This window comes from Tropicimonas sp. IMCC34043 (assembly GCF_003390845.1).
Lineage (GTDB): Bacteria > Pseudomonadota > Alphaproteobacteria > Rhodobacterales > Rhodobacteraceae > Tropicimonas.
In genome coordinates, this window is the sequence record NZ_QMEK01000005.1 from 165923 (window position 1) to 181987 (window position 16065).

Here is a 16065-nt window from a genome sequence, read left to right on the forward strand (position 1 = left end):
GCGCCAAGCACGCAATTGGCCATGGACATGTGTCGGGGTTTCGGCTAGGGGGTCGGATCCCTGCGCCCGCCTGCTGCCGCGCCGACCCGATGGACACCCCTTCTAATGATCACGACCCTTTCCGATGCCCTCGCCGAGCGCGGGTTCGACACCCTGACCGACGTTCAGACGGCCGTCACCGCGCCAGAACTGGCAGACGCCGACCTTCTGGTCTCGGCCCAGACCGGATCGGGCAAGACGGTGGGCTTCGGCCTTGCCATCGCGCAGACGCTTCTCGGCGAGGCCGAGCGGTTCGGCCCGCCTGCCGCGCCGCTGGCGCTGATCGTGGCGCCGACCCGCGAACTTGCACAACAGGTCCAGCGCGAGATCGCCTGGCTCTATGGCAAGGCCGGGGCGCGCGTCGTCTCGTGCATCGGCGGGATGGATGCCCGCGACGAACGCCGGGCGCTGGAGCGTGGTGCCCACATCGTCGTCGGCACCCCGGGCCGGCTGCGTGACCACATCACGCGGGGCGCGCTCGATCTGGCTGACATCCGCGCCGTGGTGCTGGACGAGGCCGACGAGATGCTGGACCTCGGCTTCCGCGAGGATCTGGAATTCATGCTGGCCGAGGCGCCCGAGGGGCGTCGCACGCTGCTGTTCTCGGCCACGGTTCCGGCAGCAATCGCCGCCCTTGCCAAGACCTATCAGCGCAATGCGGTGCGGGTAACGACGCTGACCGGCGTCGCCCAGCATGCCGACATCGCCTATCAGGTGGTGCAGGTCGCGCCGGCCGATGCCGAACATGCCATCATCAACCTGCTTCGCTATCACGATGCCCCTGCGGCGCTTGTGTTTGCCAATACGCGGGCGGCGGTCAGCCGGCTGACCGCGCGGTTCGCCAACCGCGGGCTGTCGGTCGTCAGCCTGTCGGGCGAGCTCAGTCAGGAAGAACGCAGCCACGCCCTGCAGGCGCTGCGCGACGGTCGGGCGCGGGTCTGCGTCGCGACCGATGTCGCCGCCCGCGGCATCGACCTGCCGAACCTCGAACTAGTGATCCACGCCGACCTGCCGACGAATACCGAGGGTCTGTTGCACCGCTCGGGCCGTACCGGGCGGGCCGGGCGCAAGGGGATCTCGGCCCTGATCGTGCCGGACAAGATCACCAACAAGGCGTCGCGGCTGCTGAAATGGGCCAAGATCGAGGCCGAATGGATCTCCGCCCCCAGTGCCGAGGAAATCCTTGCGCGCGACGAGGAACGCCTGCTGGCCGATCCCGCCTGGGAAATGGAGCTGACCGGCAGCGAGGCGGGTTTCGCTGCGACGCTGATGGCGCGCTACACGCCCGAACAGATTGCGGCGGCCTGCCTCAGGCTGCATCGCGCCCACCTCTCCGCCCCCGAAGAGCTGAATACCCGCGAGGCCCGCGCCCCGCGCGAGGAACGTGCGGCCTTCGGGCCCTCGGCCTGGGTTGCGCTGTCGGTCGGACGCGACAAGGGGGCCGAGGCGCGCTGGCTGTTGCCGCTGCTGTGCCGCACCGCGAACCTCGAGAAGGCGCAGATCGGCAAGATCCGGGTTCTGGACGATGAAACCTATGTCGAGATCACCGAGGCATCGTTGCCGGGCGTGATCGAGACTGTGGGCGACGGCGGCGTGCTCGAGGAAGATGTCCATCTTCGCGTGACCAGCGCCGATGCGCTGCCTGACGCGGTGCTGCAGTCGCGTCCCGAGCGGCCGCAGTCGCGCGGACCCCGCCCCGAGCGGCCGGCGCGCACGCCGCGCCACGACACTGCGGCACCGGATGCGCCACGGGCGGAACGGCCGGCTTCGAGCGATGCTCCGCGCCCCGAGCGTCCCGCGCCGCGCGCTCCCCGGCCGGAACGGCCGTATGACAAGGGTCCACGGCCCGAGCGGTCGGCTGACAAGGGTCCGCGAACCGAGCGGCCCTATGACAAGGCTTCGCGGCCCGAACGCTCCTTTGATAAAGGCCCGCGAACCGAGCGGCCGTACGACAAGGGTCCGCGGTCCGACCGGCCCTATGACAAAGGCCCGCGCCCCGAACGGCCCGCCAGCAAGGGTCCGCGACCGGAGTTCAAGCGCCCGGCCCGCAGCGAGGCCGCGGGTCACGAGGGGCCAAGGTCGTCCGCCACGGGCGCCGAAGGCCGGCCCGACAAGCCGACCCGCAAACCCTTCAAGACGCAGGGGAGCGATGCGCCCCGCAAGCCATTTGGCAAGCCGCGCCGGGACGATGGGGACGACCGGACGGCCAAGCCACGCGCCCACGGCTTCGCCAAGCCGGCGAAGCCCGGCAAGAGCCACCCGTTTGCAGCCGACACCTCGAAGCGGCTGGCAGCCCCGGACAGCAAGAAGGGCCCCGGCAAGGCCAAGCCCAGATCGAAGCCGAACCGCACCGGCGGCGACGCGCCGCCCCGCCGCAAGGTCTGACCGGTCGGGCCGGACGCACTTGAAAATTCCTGCGTCACGTGTCACATATATCGCGACACGTGACGGAAGGAATGGGTGCGATGGACGGAACGGCTCAGGTTGAAAGCGATGTGTCCCGTGCATACGATCTGCTCGGGGGGGAACAGACGATCCGGCCTCCGATCCGGAATGCGCTCGATGCCCATGATCTTCTGGTAAAGGGCCTGCCCTCGGCGTCTCTGCTGCATCTTGTGAACGCGGTCGCTTTCCTCGAACGGGACGATGCGCTGATGAAAGCCATCGGCATCAGCGTCAGGACCTTGCAGCGACGCAAGACCGACAAGAAGGCGACGCTTCTGACCGGCGAGCAAAGCAACCGGACCTGGCGGTTTGCCGAGATCCTTGGCCACGCAATCGAGGTCATGGGATCGAAGGCCGAGGCCGAGGCCTGGATGAACCGTCCGGCGATCGGGCTGGAAAACCGCAAGCCTGTGGATTTGCTGGCAACCTCTGCAGGGGCCGAGGCGGTCGACGAATATCTGACGCGGATCGAATACGGGGTCTATGCGTGACCCCACTGCCGCCGCCGCTCGGCTCTGGCGAGGTTCGCTTCTGGCGCATCGACCAGGAACGGCATTACAAGACCTGGGCGACGGGCGAGGGGGCTTTCCGGGTCGGTGGGCGTTGGAACTCCCGGGGCGTTCGTGCCGTCTATGCCAGCCTCGATCCGGCGACGGCCTGCCTTGAGGTCGCGGTCCACAAAGGGTTTCAGGTTCTCGACACGGCGCCGCATTACCTGACCTCGGCGCGTATCCTCGACCCGTCGCAGATCCATGTCGTCCGTCCGGATGACGTTCCGAACCCGAACTGGCTGTCGCCGGCAACGCCGGGCAAGAACCAGCAGGAGCACGGAAACGGGCTTTTGCAGAGGCATCTCTTTGTCCTGATCCCGTCCGCGGTGTCCCGGCACAGCTGGAACCTGATCTTCGATGCGGATCGGGTCGCGGGCCGCTACGATGACGTGACGCAAGAGCGGTTTGCGCTCGATCCGCGTCTCCAGGCGTCTTGACCGGCCCCCCCTCAAGATCCCTCGGTCTGATGGAGAGTCTGCTCAGTCCTGACATGCGGCCCCGGCCGATCCGTCGCGGAAGCGGCCTTCGAAGGCACCAAGCCCTGCGACGTGCTACATCGGGCCAAAGCCCGGGCCGGAGCGGTCCGGCCGGCGTCGATCATGATGCGCCACAGCGCCTCCTGGCGCGTGGACAAGTCGAACGACGTGCATGACCTCATCCTCTGTATCACCGGAAGCGCCGCCTGCGAAATCGACGGGCACGCCATGCTTGTCCCTGCGAAAAGCCGGTTCCGCGGGCGGCGGATCTCGGATCAGCAATACACCGGCATCGCGCAGCATTTTACGCTGGGCCGGTTCGGGAATGTCGACCTGATCTCGCCGAAGGATCTGCGCCCGGCCGTCCGGGTGGCGTATTCTCGAACCGCTCGTCCGGCACTGTCGCGATACCGCGCCCGCCCGTTCCTGGCCTTTCGACGGGTCCTCGCGCATGTTCACTTCGCTGGAAAACTTCGCTGAAGAGCCGTCAGCAGGTCATCGTTGCGTTCAGGACCCGGAGCTTGCCCGTGACCGCTTGATTCAGGGTGGCCGTCGATTCGTCCTCTCGTCAGCCGGGGTCCGGAACTGGTAGCATTGGTCAGGCCGCGCAAACCCAAGGAACAGGAAGCCCATGCCACACGACCGTCCCACATTGCGACAATTCCTTCTGAAGGACTACCGGACCCATGGAACCGAAAAGGATCTGGTGTTCCTGCTGGAAGACATCGCGACGGCCTGCCGTGTCATCGCGAGCCGGATCAGGAACGGGTCCTTTGCCGGGGATCTCGGCAGTGCCGGCTCCACCAACATCCAGGGCGAGACGCAGAAACAGCTCGATGTGATCGCCAACGACGAATTCGAGGGCCACTGCCGCAATTGCAGCCGGGTGGCGGCCCTGGTGTCCGAAGAGGTGGAGGACGTCATCTGGCTCAAGGCGACGCCGGCCGTCGGGGATTATATCGTGTATTTCGATCCGCTTGACGGGTCCTCGAACCTCGATGTGAACCTGTCGGTGGGGTCGATCTTTTCGATCGTTCAGCTGACCGAGGCGATCGACGCATCGGACGACCGCACGGTGCTGCGGCGTGGAACCGAACAGATCTGCGCGGGCTATGCCGTCTATGGCCCGGCGATGTCCTTTGTCATCACCACAGGGGCGGGCGTGCATGGTTTCACCAACCATCTCGGGTCGGGCGAGTTCCGGCTTGTGTCGCGCGACATGACGATCCCGGAAGAGACCGACGAATTCGCGATCAATGCCTCCCGCCACTCCAGCTGGAACCAGCCGATCCGCCGGTATTTCGACGAATGCGTTGCCGGAAAGGATGGACCGCGGGGCAAGACGTTCAACATGCGTTGGACCGCGTCCATGGTGCTCGACATCCACCGAATTCTTACCCGCGGCGGCGTCTTCCTTTATCCCGACGACAGCGCCAACCGGGCGCAGGGCGGCAAGCTGCGCCTGCTCTACGAGGCGAACCCGATGGCGATGCTCATCGAGCAGGCCGGCGGACGCGCCACGACCGGCCGGGACCGCATTCTCGACGTCCAGCCAACCTCGAGCCATCAGAGAGTGCCGGTCATTTTCGGATCGAAGGCCGAAGTCGAGCGGATCGAAGGGTACTTTGAGGAAAGCCCGGTGTCCGTGGGGGCGCAGGACCCGGTGTAGGCCCCACTCTGCGAGGTCGGGTGGCCACCTGTTTCATGCCCTGTCGCATGTATCTGGCAGGGCGAGTGCCCGGAGGGGTCTTTTCGCATCCTATCAGAGGGCTGTGTGCCCTGTGCCTTTCGGATCGAAGCGCTGCACTGCGCCAGTTTGCGCGACCGGGCGGGAAGGTATGCGGTCTGGCGGGATCTCGCAGGCCTGCGGGCGGACCGGCCGGTTGACGTGAGGGCGGCGTCGCGTGGTGTCATCCCAGCACCGAGCGAAAGGATCAGTCCGCCCGGGTGAGCCGCAGGATCTCGGACGGATCCGAGCGGTTCTCGGTGAGCGCATAGACGGCACCATCGGGGCCGACTTTCACGTCGCGAACCCGCGCTCCGATTGGAACGCGGTCCTCAAAGGCGACCCGATCGTCCTCCAGATGGACCACAACGACATCCCGGGTGACAAGCCCGCCGATCAGGAATGCGCCTTCCCATTCCGGAAACTCGGTGCCGTCGTAGAACGCCATTCCCGAGGGGCCGATCACCGGATCCCAGTAGTAGACCGGTTGTTCGGTCGCCTCGGTCGCGGTGAGGCCTGCGCCGATCGGCGCTCCACTATAGTCGATGCCATAGGTCACCTCCGGCCAGCCATAGTTCCGGCCCGCTTCCGGGCGGTTCAGCTCATCGCCGCCACGGGGGCCATGTTCGACCGTCCAGAGCCTGCCCTCGCTATCGAGCGCCGCAGATTGCAGATTGCGGTGTCCAAGGCTCCAGATCTCGGGCAGGGCGCCTTCCTCAGCCACAAAGGGGTTGTCGGGCCAGGCAGTGCCCGAGCGGTCGATGCGGAAGATCTTGCCAAGACCGCTGGACAACTCCTGAGCCTGTCCGCGGACGGTGGCGTCCGAGCGTTCGCCGACCGTGACGAACAGCTCTCCCTCGGGACCGAACACAAGGCGCGAGCCGAAATGCGCCCGCCCGGCAAAGGTCGGGGTCTGGCGAAAGATGACGGACAGATCCTCGAGCTTGCCACCACCGGCGGTATCCAGCACCAGCCGGGCCGAGGCGACAGAAGTGCCGTTGCCGCCATCGCGAGGCTCGGAAAAGGAAAAGAAGATCCGGCCGGTTTCGGCAAAATCCGGCGCCAGCGCGACATCGAGCAACCCGCCCTGACCCGCGGCATCGACATCGGGCAGGCCCGACAGTTCGGGGCCAATGCTGCCGTCCATGGATATAACGTGCATTGCGCCGGCCTTGGCCGTCACCAGCATGCGCCCGTCGGGCAGGAACTCGAGCGCCCAGAGACGCGGCAGGCCCGTCACGATGACCTCGGATGCAACTGTCGGCGAGGTTTCCGGTCGCGGTGCCCGCGTCTGGTCCGGGAACTGCGGCTGCTGATCGGGCGCATTCGCGGGGCCCGTCTCGACCGGGGCATTTTGTGCATTCGCGGGCAAACCAAAAGCCACCGCAGCGAGCATGGCGCCTGCGGTGAAGAGAACGCTGGAATTCATCTCGATCCTCCTTCTGTTTCCTGACCCTGCAGCGGTCATGCGCCCCGCTGCCCCAATTTCCGCCATTGGCCGCATGGCGCCAATTCGGAGCTTCGGACGGATCAACGCCGGCCGGGGAGTGCGGGCAAGGGTCAGTCCTCGTCCGCCTCGCCATGCGCGTCCCAGCCCGTGATCATCGCCTTGATCTGTGAGCTCACCGTCTCGCCCGTCGTGATCAGATACAAGTGAGAGATCAGGAAGGCGGCAATCAGGTAGGCAGCGGCGAGATGGACGGCATTGACCCACAGAACGGGCAGATCGCCCGGGAACAGGTCCGGGAACTTGCTGTAACCCCACAAGATCAGGCCGGAAATCCAGATAGCCGGTGCCATGATCACCTGGAAGGCCAGATAGACGATGGCCTGCAGCGGGTTGTACTTGCGCTTGGCGCTCGACCGAAACGGGTGCGGCGCACCGATGAAGATGCCGAAGGCATAGAACGAGACGGTCGCCCACAACCGGTCCGAGGTCGGCAGGTATTGCCGCCACTCCCCGGTCACGACATGCCAGAAGATCGCAAACGCCAGCAGAACGACGAGGGCGAAGGCGGCAAGGATGTGGAGGTTCAGCGCTCGCTCGAAGCCGAACAGGTGCCAGAACCCGTGGATCTCGAAGCCGGTCAGCAGCAGGAAGATGACGAGCGCCGCCTGCGACCAGTGCCAGACCCGCTCGAACAGCGTGAAGATATAGACCCGTCCGGCTTTCGGTAGATCAATGTCAGTCATGGCGGCGCCTCCGGTAGAACAGTCCAAATCCGACCCGGAGCATCGCATGGATCAGCGAGGCGGCAAGCGTGGCAGCAAGGATCGTCAGCCCGGCCCAGTCGAGCATGGAAAATCCGTCGCGCCGGGGGACAAAGCCGCCGGGCAGGTCGGCCAGCAAACCGTCTGATGCGTGGCAGGCCTCGCAGGCGAGGGCCTGCTCGGCGGGCGCAACCATGTGATTGACCGGTATCATCTGCCGAACCTGGGCGAAGGCGACGTCGCCGCTGAACGGGAGGTCGGCGGCCTCCATTCCGGCCCCGACCGCCTTCTCCCAGTCGAAGCGGTTCCACAGCGCATCGCCACTGCGGCCGGAAAATTTCACCGACGCGATGTGCCGGTTCTCGGCATCGACGGGAATGACCGAGTGCATCACCTTGACGGGCGCGATCCGGGACTGGGCGTCCGACGCATCGCCCGCGTAGGAGGCGATCCAGGGCGCGTTGGCGAAAGCGCGTTCGATGGCGTCGAGATCCATGCCGCCGTCGCCCGCGTCGGCCTCAGCCTCTGTTGCTGCCGGCTCTGGCAAGGCATCGCCCGGGCGGTGCGGGTCGAGCTGGCCGTTCGACCAGATCAGGGTCGGCCGGATGTCGTTGGCCGCCGCCAGATTGCCCTTTTCGGTCGAATAGGTGATCTGCCCGGTCTTGTCCTTGTCGACCATCGGCTTGCGGTCGCGTCCCAGTTTGCCGATGCTCGACCAGTCCCACAGGATCCGCGTCGATGTCTCGCCGCGTGCAAGCGCCGGGATGTGGCAGGTCTCGCAGGCGACCCGGTCAATGTGCCGGTCAAGCCGCGCGCCGCTTGCGACTGCCTTGTGCGGCGTGGCGCTGTGGCAGCCCTGACAGGACGCCGCCGCCCCGGCCAGCGCCGGGCGGTCGGGGGCCGCACTGGGCGCGCCCTCGTAGCGGCTTCCCGCAATGGCGTGGTCGCGGGTGGTGTGGCAGGTGCTGCAGGTAAATCCGGCGCCGTCGGGCGCGGCTGCCATGTGCACGTCGAGCGTCGCGGCGGGATCTATCAGGTCGGCATTCAGATCGCCGTGTTTGACCCCGCCACCGCCGTCGGCATTGAAATGGCACGAACCGCAGCTTGCCCGCGTCGACGGGCCGACCGACCGGGCCGCGATGGCCAGATCCTTGACCTCGGGTGTGTCGCCACGAGGCCGCTCGTCATGGCACATGGAACAGGCGGCACCGCCTTCGTGGAAATTGGCGATGGACCATTGTCCGGTCGGCTCATGGCAGCTGAGGCAATCGACCGGCGCCACCGGCTCGCTTGATGCGTCAAACATCGCCGGGTCGTCGAACCGCGTGCCCGAGATATGGCACGAGGTGCAGGCGTCGAGGTTGGACGGGGTGGACAGCAGGAACCCGTTGGCGAGATGGCGCATGCCAAGCAGCCCCGCGTCGCCTTCCGCCGGCGCTTCGGCGGATGCAGGCGGCCAGGTCCAGGTGAAATGGATTGTGCCGTGGAGCTGCTCGGGCCCGGTGTTGTGGCACGACAGGCAGGCCTGATTGACCTCCTCGGCATTCTTGAATGGCCCGGCCAATGCCTCGAACCGGCTGTGATCGGCGGTGGAGGTCGGGAGGGAAACAGATGTCGCCGAGAGGGGTGGCGCGTCCGGCGGCCCCTCCGATGCGCTCGTTTGCGCCGCGGTCGGCGAGGCGGTCGCCCCCGCCAGGCCGATGATCAGCGTCAGGCAGCGGAGCCAGGGCCCTGCCATCATGTTCGCCCCTTTCCAATAGTGCATTCCGTCGACAGAAACGGCCGCCGGGGCGGCCGCTTCGGTTGGTTCAGGCCTCAGGTCGCCCAGCCCGTCATTTCGGTCGCGCGCCGGACATCTCGACGCCGCTGCCGGCTGTCGACAGATCGGCGATGCTGTCCTGCATCAGTTGAAGAACGTAATAGGCATTGTGCGTGTAGGCGCCCGGGTCCTTCGCAACCACTTGGTAGTTATAGGCGGCCTTCAGCATCCGGGGCGTAAAGCCCTGGTAGCGGTTGGGGAACTTGGCCTCGCCTTCCTCGATCGCGCCGCTGCCGTCGCTGTCCTGGAAGAAGTAGGGATAGGCATCCTTGTCATAGGCAACCGCGGTGCCGACGACGTCCTTGCCATAGCCCTGAATGGCCAGAAGAAGCTGGTCATGAACGGTCTGGATCTCGGCATAGATACCTTCGCTGGTGTCGCCGTTGCCGTCAAAGTCCGCCTTCGAGGTGCGGATAAGCTGAAGCGATTTCTTGTCGTCTCCCACGACCTCGTCGTGGCATTCCGCGCAGGTGTTGACCTTCACCTTGAGGGTATGGGGGCTGTGGCAATCGTTGCAGGTCTGCGAATCCCGGTCATGGAAGTAATAGCCGGCATACTCCTGTCCGTCGTATTCGAAGCCACCATGGACCTCGCCGCCGAACCGGGTGGCGGCCGCTGCACGATAGTGGATGTTGACGAACTCGATCTCTGCCGAGGCCGTATCGTCGTTTGCCACACCAGCCTTCTCGATTGCCTCGTTGACCTGAACGGTCGAGGCGCGGCCGCCGTGGCAGGTCATGCAGCGCACGTCGGGGGTGAAGACCTCCTGCTCGACGCCAGAGGGAAAGGTCACGGAGGTCATGTGTTGGGACACTTCGTTGTGGCATGCCATGCAGGCGATCCCCGGTGCGACCGCCGGATCGGGCGAATGCTTCACATCAACGACGCCAGCCGCGCTGCCGTCCGCGCCGAGATAATCCATGAAGCCCGCCGTCGAGTGACATTTCGAGCAGGTCTCCGGGATCATCTTGTCGTCTTCGGTATCCCAGTGGCGGAATGCCTCGCGGGTAATATTGGCGTGGGGCGACTGGCGCCACAGATCGAGGTTCGGGATCTCGGGCATCAGGGTCGCCGGCGCGGGGATCGCAGAAGCGGCGCTGTCCTGGGCCTCGGCCATCGAATGACGCGTCATCCCGCTCCAACCGGCGAGCCCCGCCGCGAGGATCATCACCAGGGCAGCCCGTGCCAGAAATCCGGCTGGCAGCCTTCGGCCTTGCGCGCCTTCTACGCGGTCTGTGACCGCCCGCGTGAGGCCCGTACAGGCCGAGATGGCAAAAGTGACACTACCGCTGGCTGCTTCTGGCGCGCGTTCCATGCAACTGTCCTCCCTGGGTTTATCGTCGACTGTCGCGGACCTTCCCGATTGAAACCTTGATCCAGATCATGAGCCGGGCATAAGTATCCGTCAAACATATTGTATTTATTGAATAGTTTTCTTTTCCTCGATGCGCGGCAAGGCGCGAGGCAAGAGACTCCGACCTTCCGGTCTTCCTTCTGTTGGCCGGATATTTCCCGCGCCATTGCCAGCCGCGACCAGAAATCTGTCTCGACGGGGCATCGGAAGACGGCCCGCAGGCCTTGCGCGGCGGTCTAACCTATCCAGCAGCTGCGGCGCCTTTGGTCGTGCTGTTCCGAGCGCAATCGCCAAATCCCTAGCCGCCGGAACCGCCGTCCGTCAATCCGGCGAGGAAGGCAACGGCGCTCCGGCTTGGCAGGAAGAAATAGGCACCGCCGCGAATGCGCACCACATCATTGAAGCCTTGCGCGAACATTGGACCGTAGGATGTTGGAATGGTTAGCTGCCCACCCTTTCCGCCGCGACCGACAATGGCATCGACCTCGTCGGTCAGCCCGTGAAACTGCCGCGACATCGCCCAGGTTTGCTGGACGAACTCGAACTGCCGTTCGAGATCGCCATTGAGGCACAGAAACAGCAGCCCGCGCTTGCGCGAGGCGCCGCGGCCGCGCGCATAGGGTCGGCCGACGCGGAGGATCCGGTGGCGGTTCACGATCGAAAGCTGTTCGTCGGAGCCCGGCTCGAAGCTCTCGCGCGGGTTGCTTCGGCGGATATGGGCGCTGTAGGGACAGCGCTTGCCGTCCGGGTCCTCCAGCCCGTGCAGGAAGTCATTGTCAGGCGCGATCGGCGTCTCGCCATCCCAGCCGCTCGCGGGCTCGAAGGGATGCCGTGTCAGAGAGCTTCCATCCGGCCACCGGCCCACCGATTTCGCGGTGATCCAGGTCGCGAACTGCTCGCGGGACAGGCCGTGCGGCCGGGCCGGGTGATCGGCCAGTCGGTCGGCCAGATCCAGCGCCTGCTGGTGGAACCGGCCCACGTCCTGCTCCATCTCGCGGATCACGAGGTACGAGCCGTTCCGCCCGAGGTCGCGGTCGGCATTGGCGGTGCTGCGGCGGAAATCCGGCCAGGCGGCATCGGCAATGTCGGTATCCACGGCAGGCAGGCGGTTTGCCGGGTCCGCTGTCGCTGCGACCCTCGGCGAGGGCGGCAGGAAGCCGCGGTTGTCGGGATAACCGAGGATGAATTCGCCCGGTTCGACCACGTCGCGCGAATTCTGGTTCGTCGACCAGCGCGGGATCCCGCGCAGGATCGGCTGCGATATGCCGTCTACAAAGCCGAACGGCTCGCGCACCGGGCCGTCCTTTGGCAGGCGCTCGGTCTCGACCGTCGCAACCACCGTGCCGCCGGACTCCTTCAGCGCCTCGACGATCTCGCTGGCGTGGGTCTCGGCACTGTTCTTTTTCCTCTCGTCGGGAACCCGGGACAGCACATAGAGCGCCACATCGACGGGCTTTTCCGGCTGTCCCCAGTTCCAGGAGGCGGGTTTGTCGTCTCCGGTGTCCATCAGGACCGAGCGCGCGCGGCGCGGCTCTGCCATGCCCTGGCGGAACGCGGCGGGGAAGGTGGCAAGCTCTGCCTCGGTCAGCCCGAAGCGGCCGAGGCCGGTTGCGGTCAGCGCGAGGATGGTGGCCGTTTCGCCGGGCTTGTCGTCGCCATAGGAGACCAGAGGCTCGACCTTGCGCAGCCAGTCGCGCGCCGCGTTGGGCTCCTCGGGCAACCGGATCAGGTGGCAGACACCATCGCGCAGCGACCCCATACCACCGAACAGGATCTTCTGGATCTCGTCGGTCTGCAGCGATGCCGCCCGTCGCTGGCAGGACCCGAACAGGTCGAACCAGGCGGCCGCCTCGTCCTCGGTCGCCGCCGTCAGCAGCCCGTGGCGGATCGCGGCATTCAGCCGGACGGTATGTGCGGTCTTGTTCGGATAGGCGCGATACCAGAACCAGGAGGGCCGCTGCTGGCGCCGCGCCCACCGCTTGAACCGGTCGCCATCGGTCGCGCCGTCGAAAAACAGGTTCGAAGTGCGCGGAAAGCCCTCGGTATTGCTCCAGACCCCGGTCAGCCCGTTCGAGGCCTTGGTGATGAAATCCTCAAGGTAGCTCTCCCAACTGCCGCTGAAGTTTGAGAAAAACAGCAGCTTGTCGGTGCCCGGCAACAGCACCCAGCGTGCAGAGTGGATCGTCCCAAGCTCGCCGAGAAAGCCCGGACGGAACCGTGTCGCGGCAAGCTCGCCGACGAACCAGAAGGCAAGGCGCAGCGTGAACTGGCGCAACCAGCCGGCCTTCATCACCGAGATTCCGGCGAGGTGGTTCACGTCGCCGTCGTTCTCGATGCCCATGACATCGCTCAGAACCTTGTAGTCGGGTGCGCTGTCGTCCGGCGCGACATTCGTCTCCTGACGGCGCAGCCCGGCATAGATGACGCCTGCCACCGCGATCAGGACGAGTGCCCAGAGCACGAGGACCAGCGCCGCCATGCCGATCCCCGCCCAGGGGCCCGAGGTTGCGCCGATCCAGACCCCCGCCAGAAGTGTCGTGAGCGCCGCGACGATCAGGCCCGGCCCGGCGAAGTTCACGATACCCCGCCCGACCAGCCCAAGGAGCGTGGCAGGCCCGAACGGGGTTTTCCTGACGGGATAGAGAAAGGCCACGTCGTCGGTCACCATCATGTCGGCATTGGCCTCGTCCTTCGCGACGGTCTCGCGGATTGCGCGCAGCCGCCGCAGTTGCGAGCCGCCGCTTCGATCCGCCACGACGAGGTCGCGCAGCCTGTTGGCAAAATCCTCTTCGCGGAAGATGCGGTCCACCGTCATTCCCGGAATGCCACGGTGGTTCAGCCCCGGCACCGAGAACAGCCCGGTCCCGGTCTGGATGGAATGCGACCGGAGCAGCCCGGCGATATTGCCCGCCGAAACCCGGATGCCCGCCGCATCGAAGATCGCCATCAGGCTGTCCGACAGGTTGTCTGCCAGCGTCCGGATCGCTGTCCTCGCGTCGCCGTCATGGGAGGATTCGAGCACCAGGAATGCGCCCGAGCCGCCCCCCTCCGGCACCGTGGTGATGCTGAGGAAATGCACGCCCTTGCCGCGCAGGTTGTTGCGTACGCGGCCGCCGCGATAGGCTTCTCGTCCTTCGGTCGCGAGGGTTTCGTCAACCGCGGCGATCCGGGTGCCGTCGAAGGGCAGGGCGACGGTCAGAAAGGTAAAGCTCATTGGTCTGCTCCGAGCCGGACGATCATTTCATCGGGAAAGGGTCCGCGGGTGCGAAAGCGTTCGACCCCGCTCGCACCCGCCCGCAGCAGATGCGCCACCAGCGCCGGGATCTGCCAGTCGTTGACATCGCGGCCCGAGCAGCAATGCAGCCCATAGCCGAAATGCAGGTAGCGGTTCCTCTCCCGCCCGGGCAGCAGCCGGCCCGGCCGCGGGAACTGGCGCGCGTCCTGCATGGCGGCAAGCGTCACCGGGATCACGCTGGTGCCGGGCGCGATCTGCATCTGGCCGAGAGAGGTTGCGTGCCGGGTCTTGCGCAGGACGATCGGGTTGTGGGGAAGCTGGCGCAGCGCCTCGTAGCACCAGCCGAGCATCCGGTCGGGATCGTCGAGATCGCGCCGCACCTCCTGAAGCCTTTGCCGCCGCGACAGCAGAACCTTCGCGGCTTTTGCGACCGAGGTCGCCGTCGTGTCGACGGCGCCGACGATCAACCCGGCCAGCATCCAGCGCACCGCCTCGGGATCGAGCGGCAGGTCCTTTTGCGCCCGGATCAGGCCGCCGAGAACGTCGTCCCCGGGCGTGTCGCCGCGCCGCGCGATTTCGGCGTCGATCCAGTCGCCCAGTTCGCGCCCCGCGGCGATCCCGGTGTCGCGCACGACGCGGTCGTTCTTGGGATTGAGGAAGGTCTCGTGGAACACCGCCCGCAGCACGCGGGTCATGTCGGCCTCGGTCGGGCCTGTGATGCCGAAGATCGCCGTTGCGGTTCGTGCGGCCACCAGTCGGGCATAGCCGTTGACCACGTCGATCCTGCCGTACCGCTCTGCCGCATCCGCAAGCAGGCGCTGCGCCTCGGTGTCGAGTATGGTGCGGGCCGGGCTGATCCGCGCCGCGCGCATCGCGGTATAGACCGCCTCGCGCTGCGCGAAGATGTCGGGCGCCGTACGATCCATGCCGAGGATGAAGGGTCCGCTGACCGCCGTGATCTTTTCCTTGTTGACGGGTTCGATGGCGAAATCGCTGTCGCGCCGCAGCACCTCGGTGGCATTCTGCCACGAGAGCGCGAGGACGGCGCCGCGCAGGCGCAGGGTCGGGCGAAAGCGCACGAGGCTCCGCAGCGCCAGCGCGGGAAGCGTCGAACCGGTCAGCCATCCGGTCAGGGACCAATCGCGGCCGGGCCGTTTCATCGGCGGCTGCGGTTCGGGCCGCGCGAGCTCGTAGGTTTCCCCCGCGATCCTGCCAGCGGGATGCGCACGATAACGCTCGACAATCTCGCGATAGGCCGCCGGCAATTCGTCGAGCGAGGGCAGGGGGGCCGCGAACCTCCCCGGCAGCAGCAGCGGCCCCGAGAGCGAGGCAAAGACGATATCCGCCGTCCCCGGCCGGTCACCGCCAAGGAAGCGCTGCCCTTCGCAGGCGGCACCGACCGCGTCGAAGGCCGCGTCGATACTGGCAAGCGTCGCCTCCAGATCGAAATTCTCCAGCTTGATCCCGGCGACCATCGCCTTGTGCCAGAAGCGAAAGCCCTTCGAGACCAGGAATTTCTGCCAGTCCGGCGCGCGATCCAGGGCGTATTTCGTCACCGTCTCCCGGTTATCGAGCATGAAATGGTAATAGGTCTGAACCGCGGGCCAGAAGAGCTTGTCATAGAACAGATCGACCCATTCGAGGGTCTGCGCCCGCTCGGCCTCTGTTTCGCCAAGCAGCCGCTGCCCCGGCCGCGTCTTGGCGTCGAGCCCGAGAAGAAACCCCTTCAGCCCGACCCATGGCCCATCCGGCGTCAGGACCAGCGGCAGCTCGATCCCGACCCGGTGGCGTCTTGACACAAAGGCATGAAAGATCGGCGCATGGGCCTGTTCCTCGTAGGGAATGTGCCAGGTCTCGAAGAGCCAGCGCGCCATTTCGACCGGAGGGCCGAGCCGCGTCGATACCAGCACATGGCGCGGCAGCTCGGGCGTCGTTCCATTCGCAGGACTTTCCATGAACAGACCCCCCAGGAAATTATTCGTCGACGGACGTCGATAGCATCGCTTCAAAGACACCGACCGACCCATCGACAATTGCCTTGCATTGGCCCTGCCGGAAGATTGGTCTGGCAACAGCGCCGCGGGAATTGACCTCCAAAACGAAGGCTCCGGGGCAGATACGCAAAAAGGCCTGAATTGTTACGCTATTAAATGACCGGTATTTTCACTCTGCCGCGTTTGATGTTTGTTTTCAAGCAAGGCTTCTTGCG

The 16065-nt window shown here is 66.0% G+C and carries 11 protein-coding genes; 5 read left to right on the top strand and 6 right to left on the bottom strand.

Translation table 11 applies throughout. From position 1 onward, the window contains the following. Positions 1-105 precede the first annotated feature (105 nt). From DQG17_RS17005 to DQG17_RS17025, 5 genes are all read left to right on the top strand, one after another. Entirely contained in the window at positions 106-2424 is a 2319-nt protein-coding gene (locus DQG17_RS17005; protein ID WP_116134073.1) for a DEAD/DEAH box helicase, read from the top strand. An 80-nt stretch (positions 2425-2504) separates the two neighbouring features. Beyond that, entirely contained in the window at positions 2505-2975 is a 471-nt protein-coding gene (locus tag DQG17_RS17010) for an antitoxin Xre/MbcA/ParS toxin-binding domain-containing protein (RefSeq protein WP_116134074.1), read from the top strand. After that, positions 2972-3472: an RES family NAD+ phosphorylase gene (locus DQG17_RS17015; protein WP_116134075.1), complete on the top strand. Its 501-nt coding sequence runs from the start codon at positions 2972-2974 to the stop codon at positions 3470-3472. Before DQG17_RS17010 ends, DQG17_RS17015 begins: the two co-directional genes overlap by 4 nt. Positions 3473-3634: 162 nt before the next feature. Next, positions 3635-3991: a hypothetical protein gene (locus DQG17_RS17020; RefSeq protein ID WP_116134076.1), complete on the top strand. Its 357-nt coding sequence runs from the start codon at positions 3635-3637 to the stop codon at positions 3989-3991. Positions 3992-4142: 151 nt separating this feature from the next. After that, on the top strand, positions 4143-5180 hold the full coding sequence (locus DQG17_RS17025) for a class 1 fructose-bisphosphatase (protein WP_116134077.1): 1038 nt from the start codon (positions 4143-4145) through the stop codon (positions 5178-5180). Positions 5181-5445: 265 nt separating this feature from the next. On the opposite strand, the gene DQG17_RS17030 is transcribed toward DQG17_RS17025, so the two are convergent. From DQG17_RS17030 to DQG17_RS17055, 6 genes are all read right to left on the bottom strand, one after another. Continuing rightward, positions 5446-6666 carry a PQQ-dependent sugar dehydrogenase gene (locus tag DQG17_RS17030; protein WP_198666166.1) on the bottom strand — a complete coding sequence of 407 codons (1221 nt, stop codon included), beginning with the start codon at positions 6664-6666 and terminating at the stop codon, positions 5446-5448. A gap of 131 nt (positions 6667-6797) precedes the next feature. Next, positions 6798-7430 carry a cytochrome b/b6 domain-containing protein gene (locus DQG17_RS17035; protein ID WP_116134078.1) on the bottom strand — a complete coding sequence of 211 codons (633 nt, stop codon included), beginning with the start codon at positions 7428-7430 and terminating at the stop codon, positions 6798-6800. Then, positions 7423-9189 (bottom strand): multiheme c-type cytochrome, encoded by a 1767-nt coding sequence (locus DQG17_RS17040; protein WP_198666167.1) that lies wholly within the window; start codon positions 9187-9189, stop codon positions 7423-7425. The genes DQG17_RS17035 and DQG17_RS17040 overlap by 8 nt, the downstream gene beginning before the upstream one ends. 91 nt (positions 9190-9280) lie before the next feature. Then, positions 9281-10399 carry a cytochrome c3 family protein gene (locus tag DQG17_RS17045; protein ID WP_198666168.1) on the bottom strand — a complete coding sequence of 373 codons (1119 nt, stop codon included), beginning with the start codon at positions 10397-10399 and terminating at the stop codon, positions 9281-9283. Between the two features lie 520 nt (positions 10400-10919). After that, positions 10920-13835, bottom strand: coding sequence for a hypothetical protein (locus tag DQG17_RS17050; RefSeq protein ID WP_116134081.1), 2916 nt, complete (start codon positions 13833-13835; stop codon positions 10920-10922). Then, positions 13832-15811 carry a cytochrome P450 gene (locus DQG17_RS17055; protein ID WP_157973645.1) on the bottom strand — a complete coding sequence of 660 codons (1980 nt, stop codon included), beginning with the start codon at positions 15809-15811 and terminating at the stop codon, positions 13832-13834. The genes DQG17_RS17050 and DQG17_RS17055 overlap by 4 nt, the downstream gene beginning before the upstream one ends. Between the last annotated feature and the right edge of the window lie 254 nt (positions 15812-16065).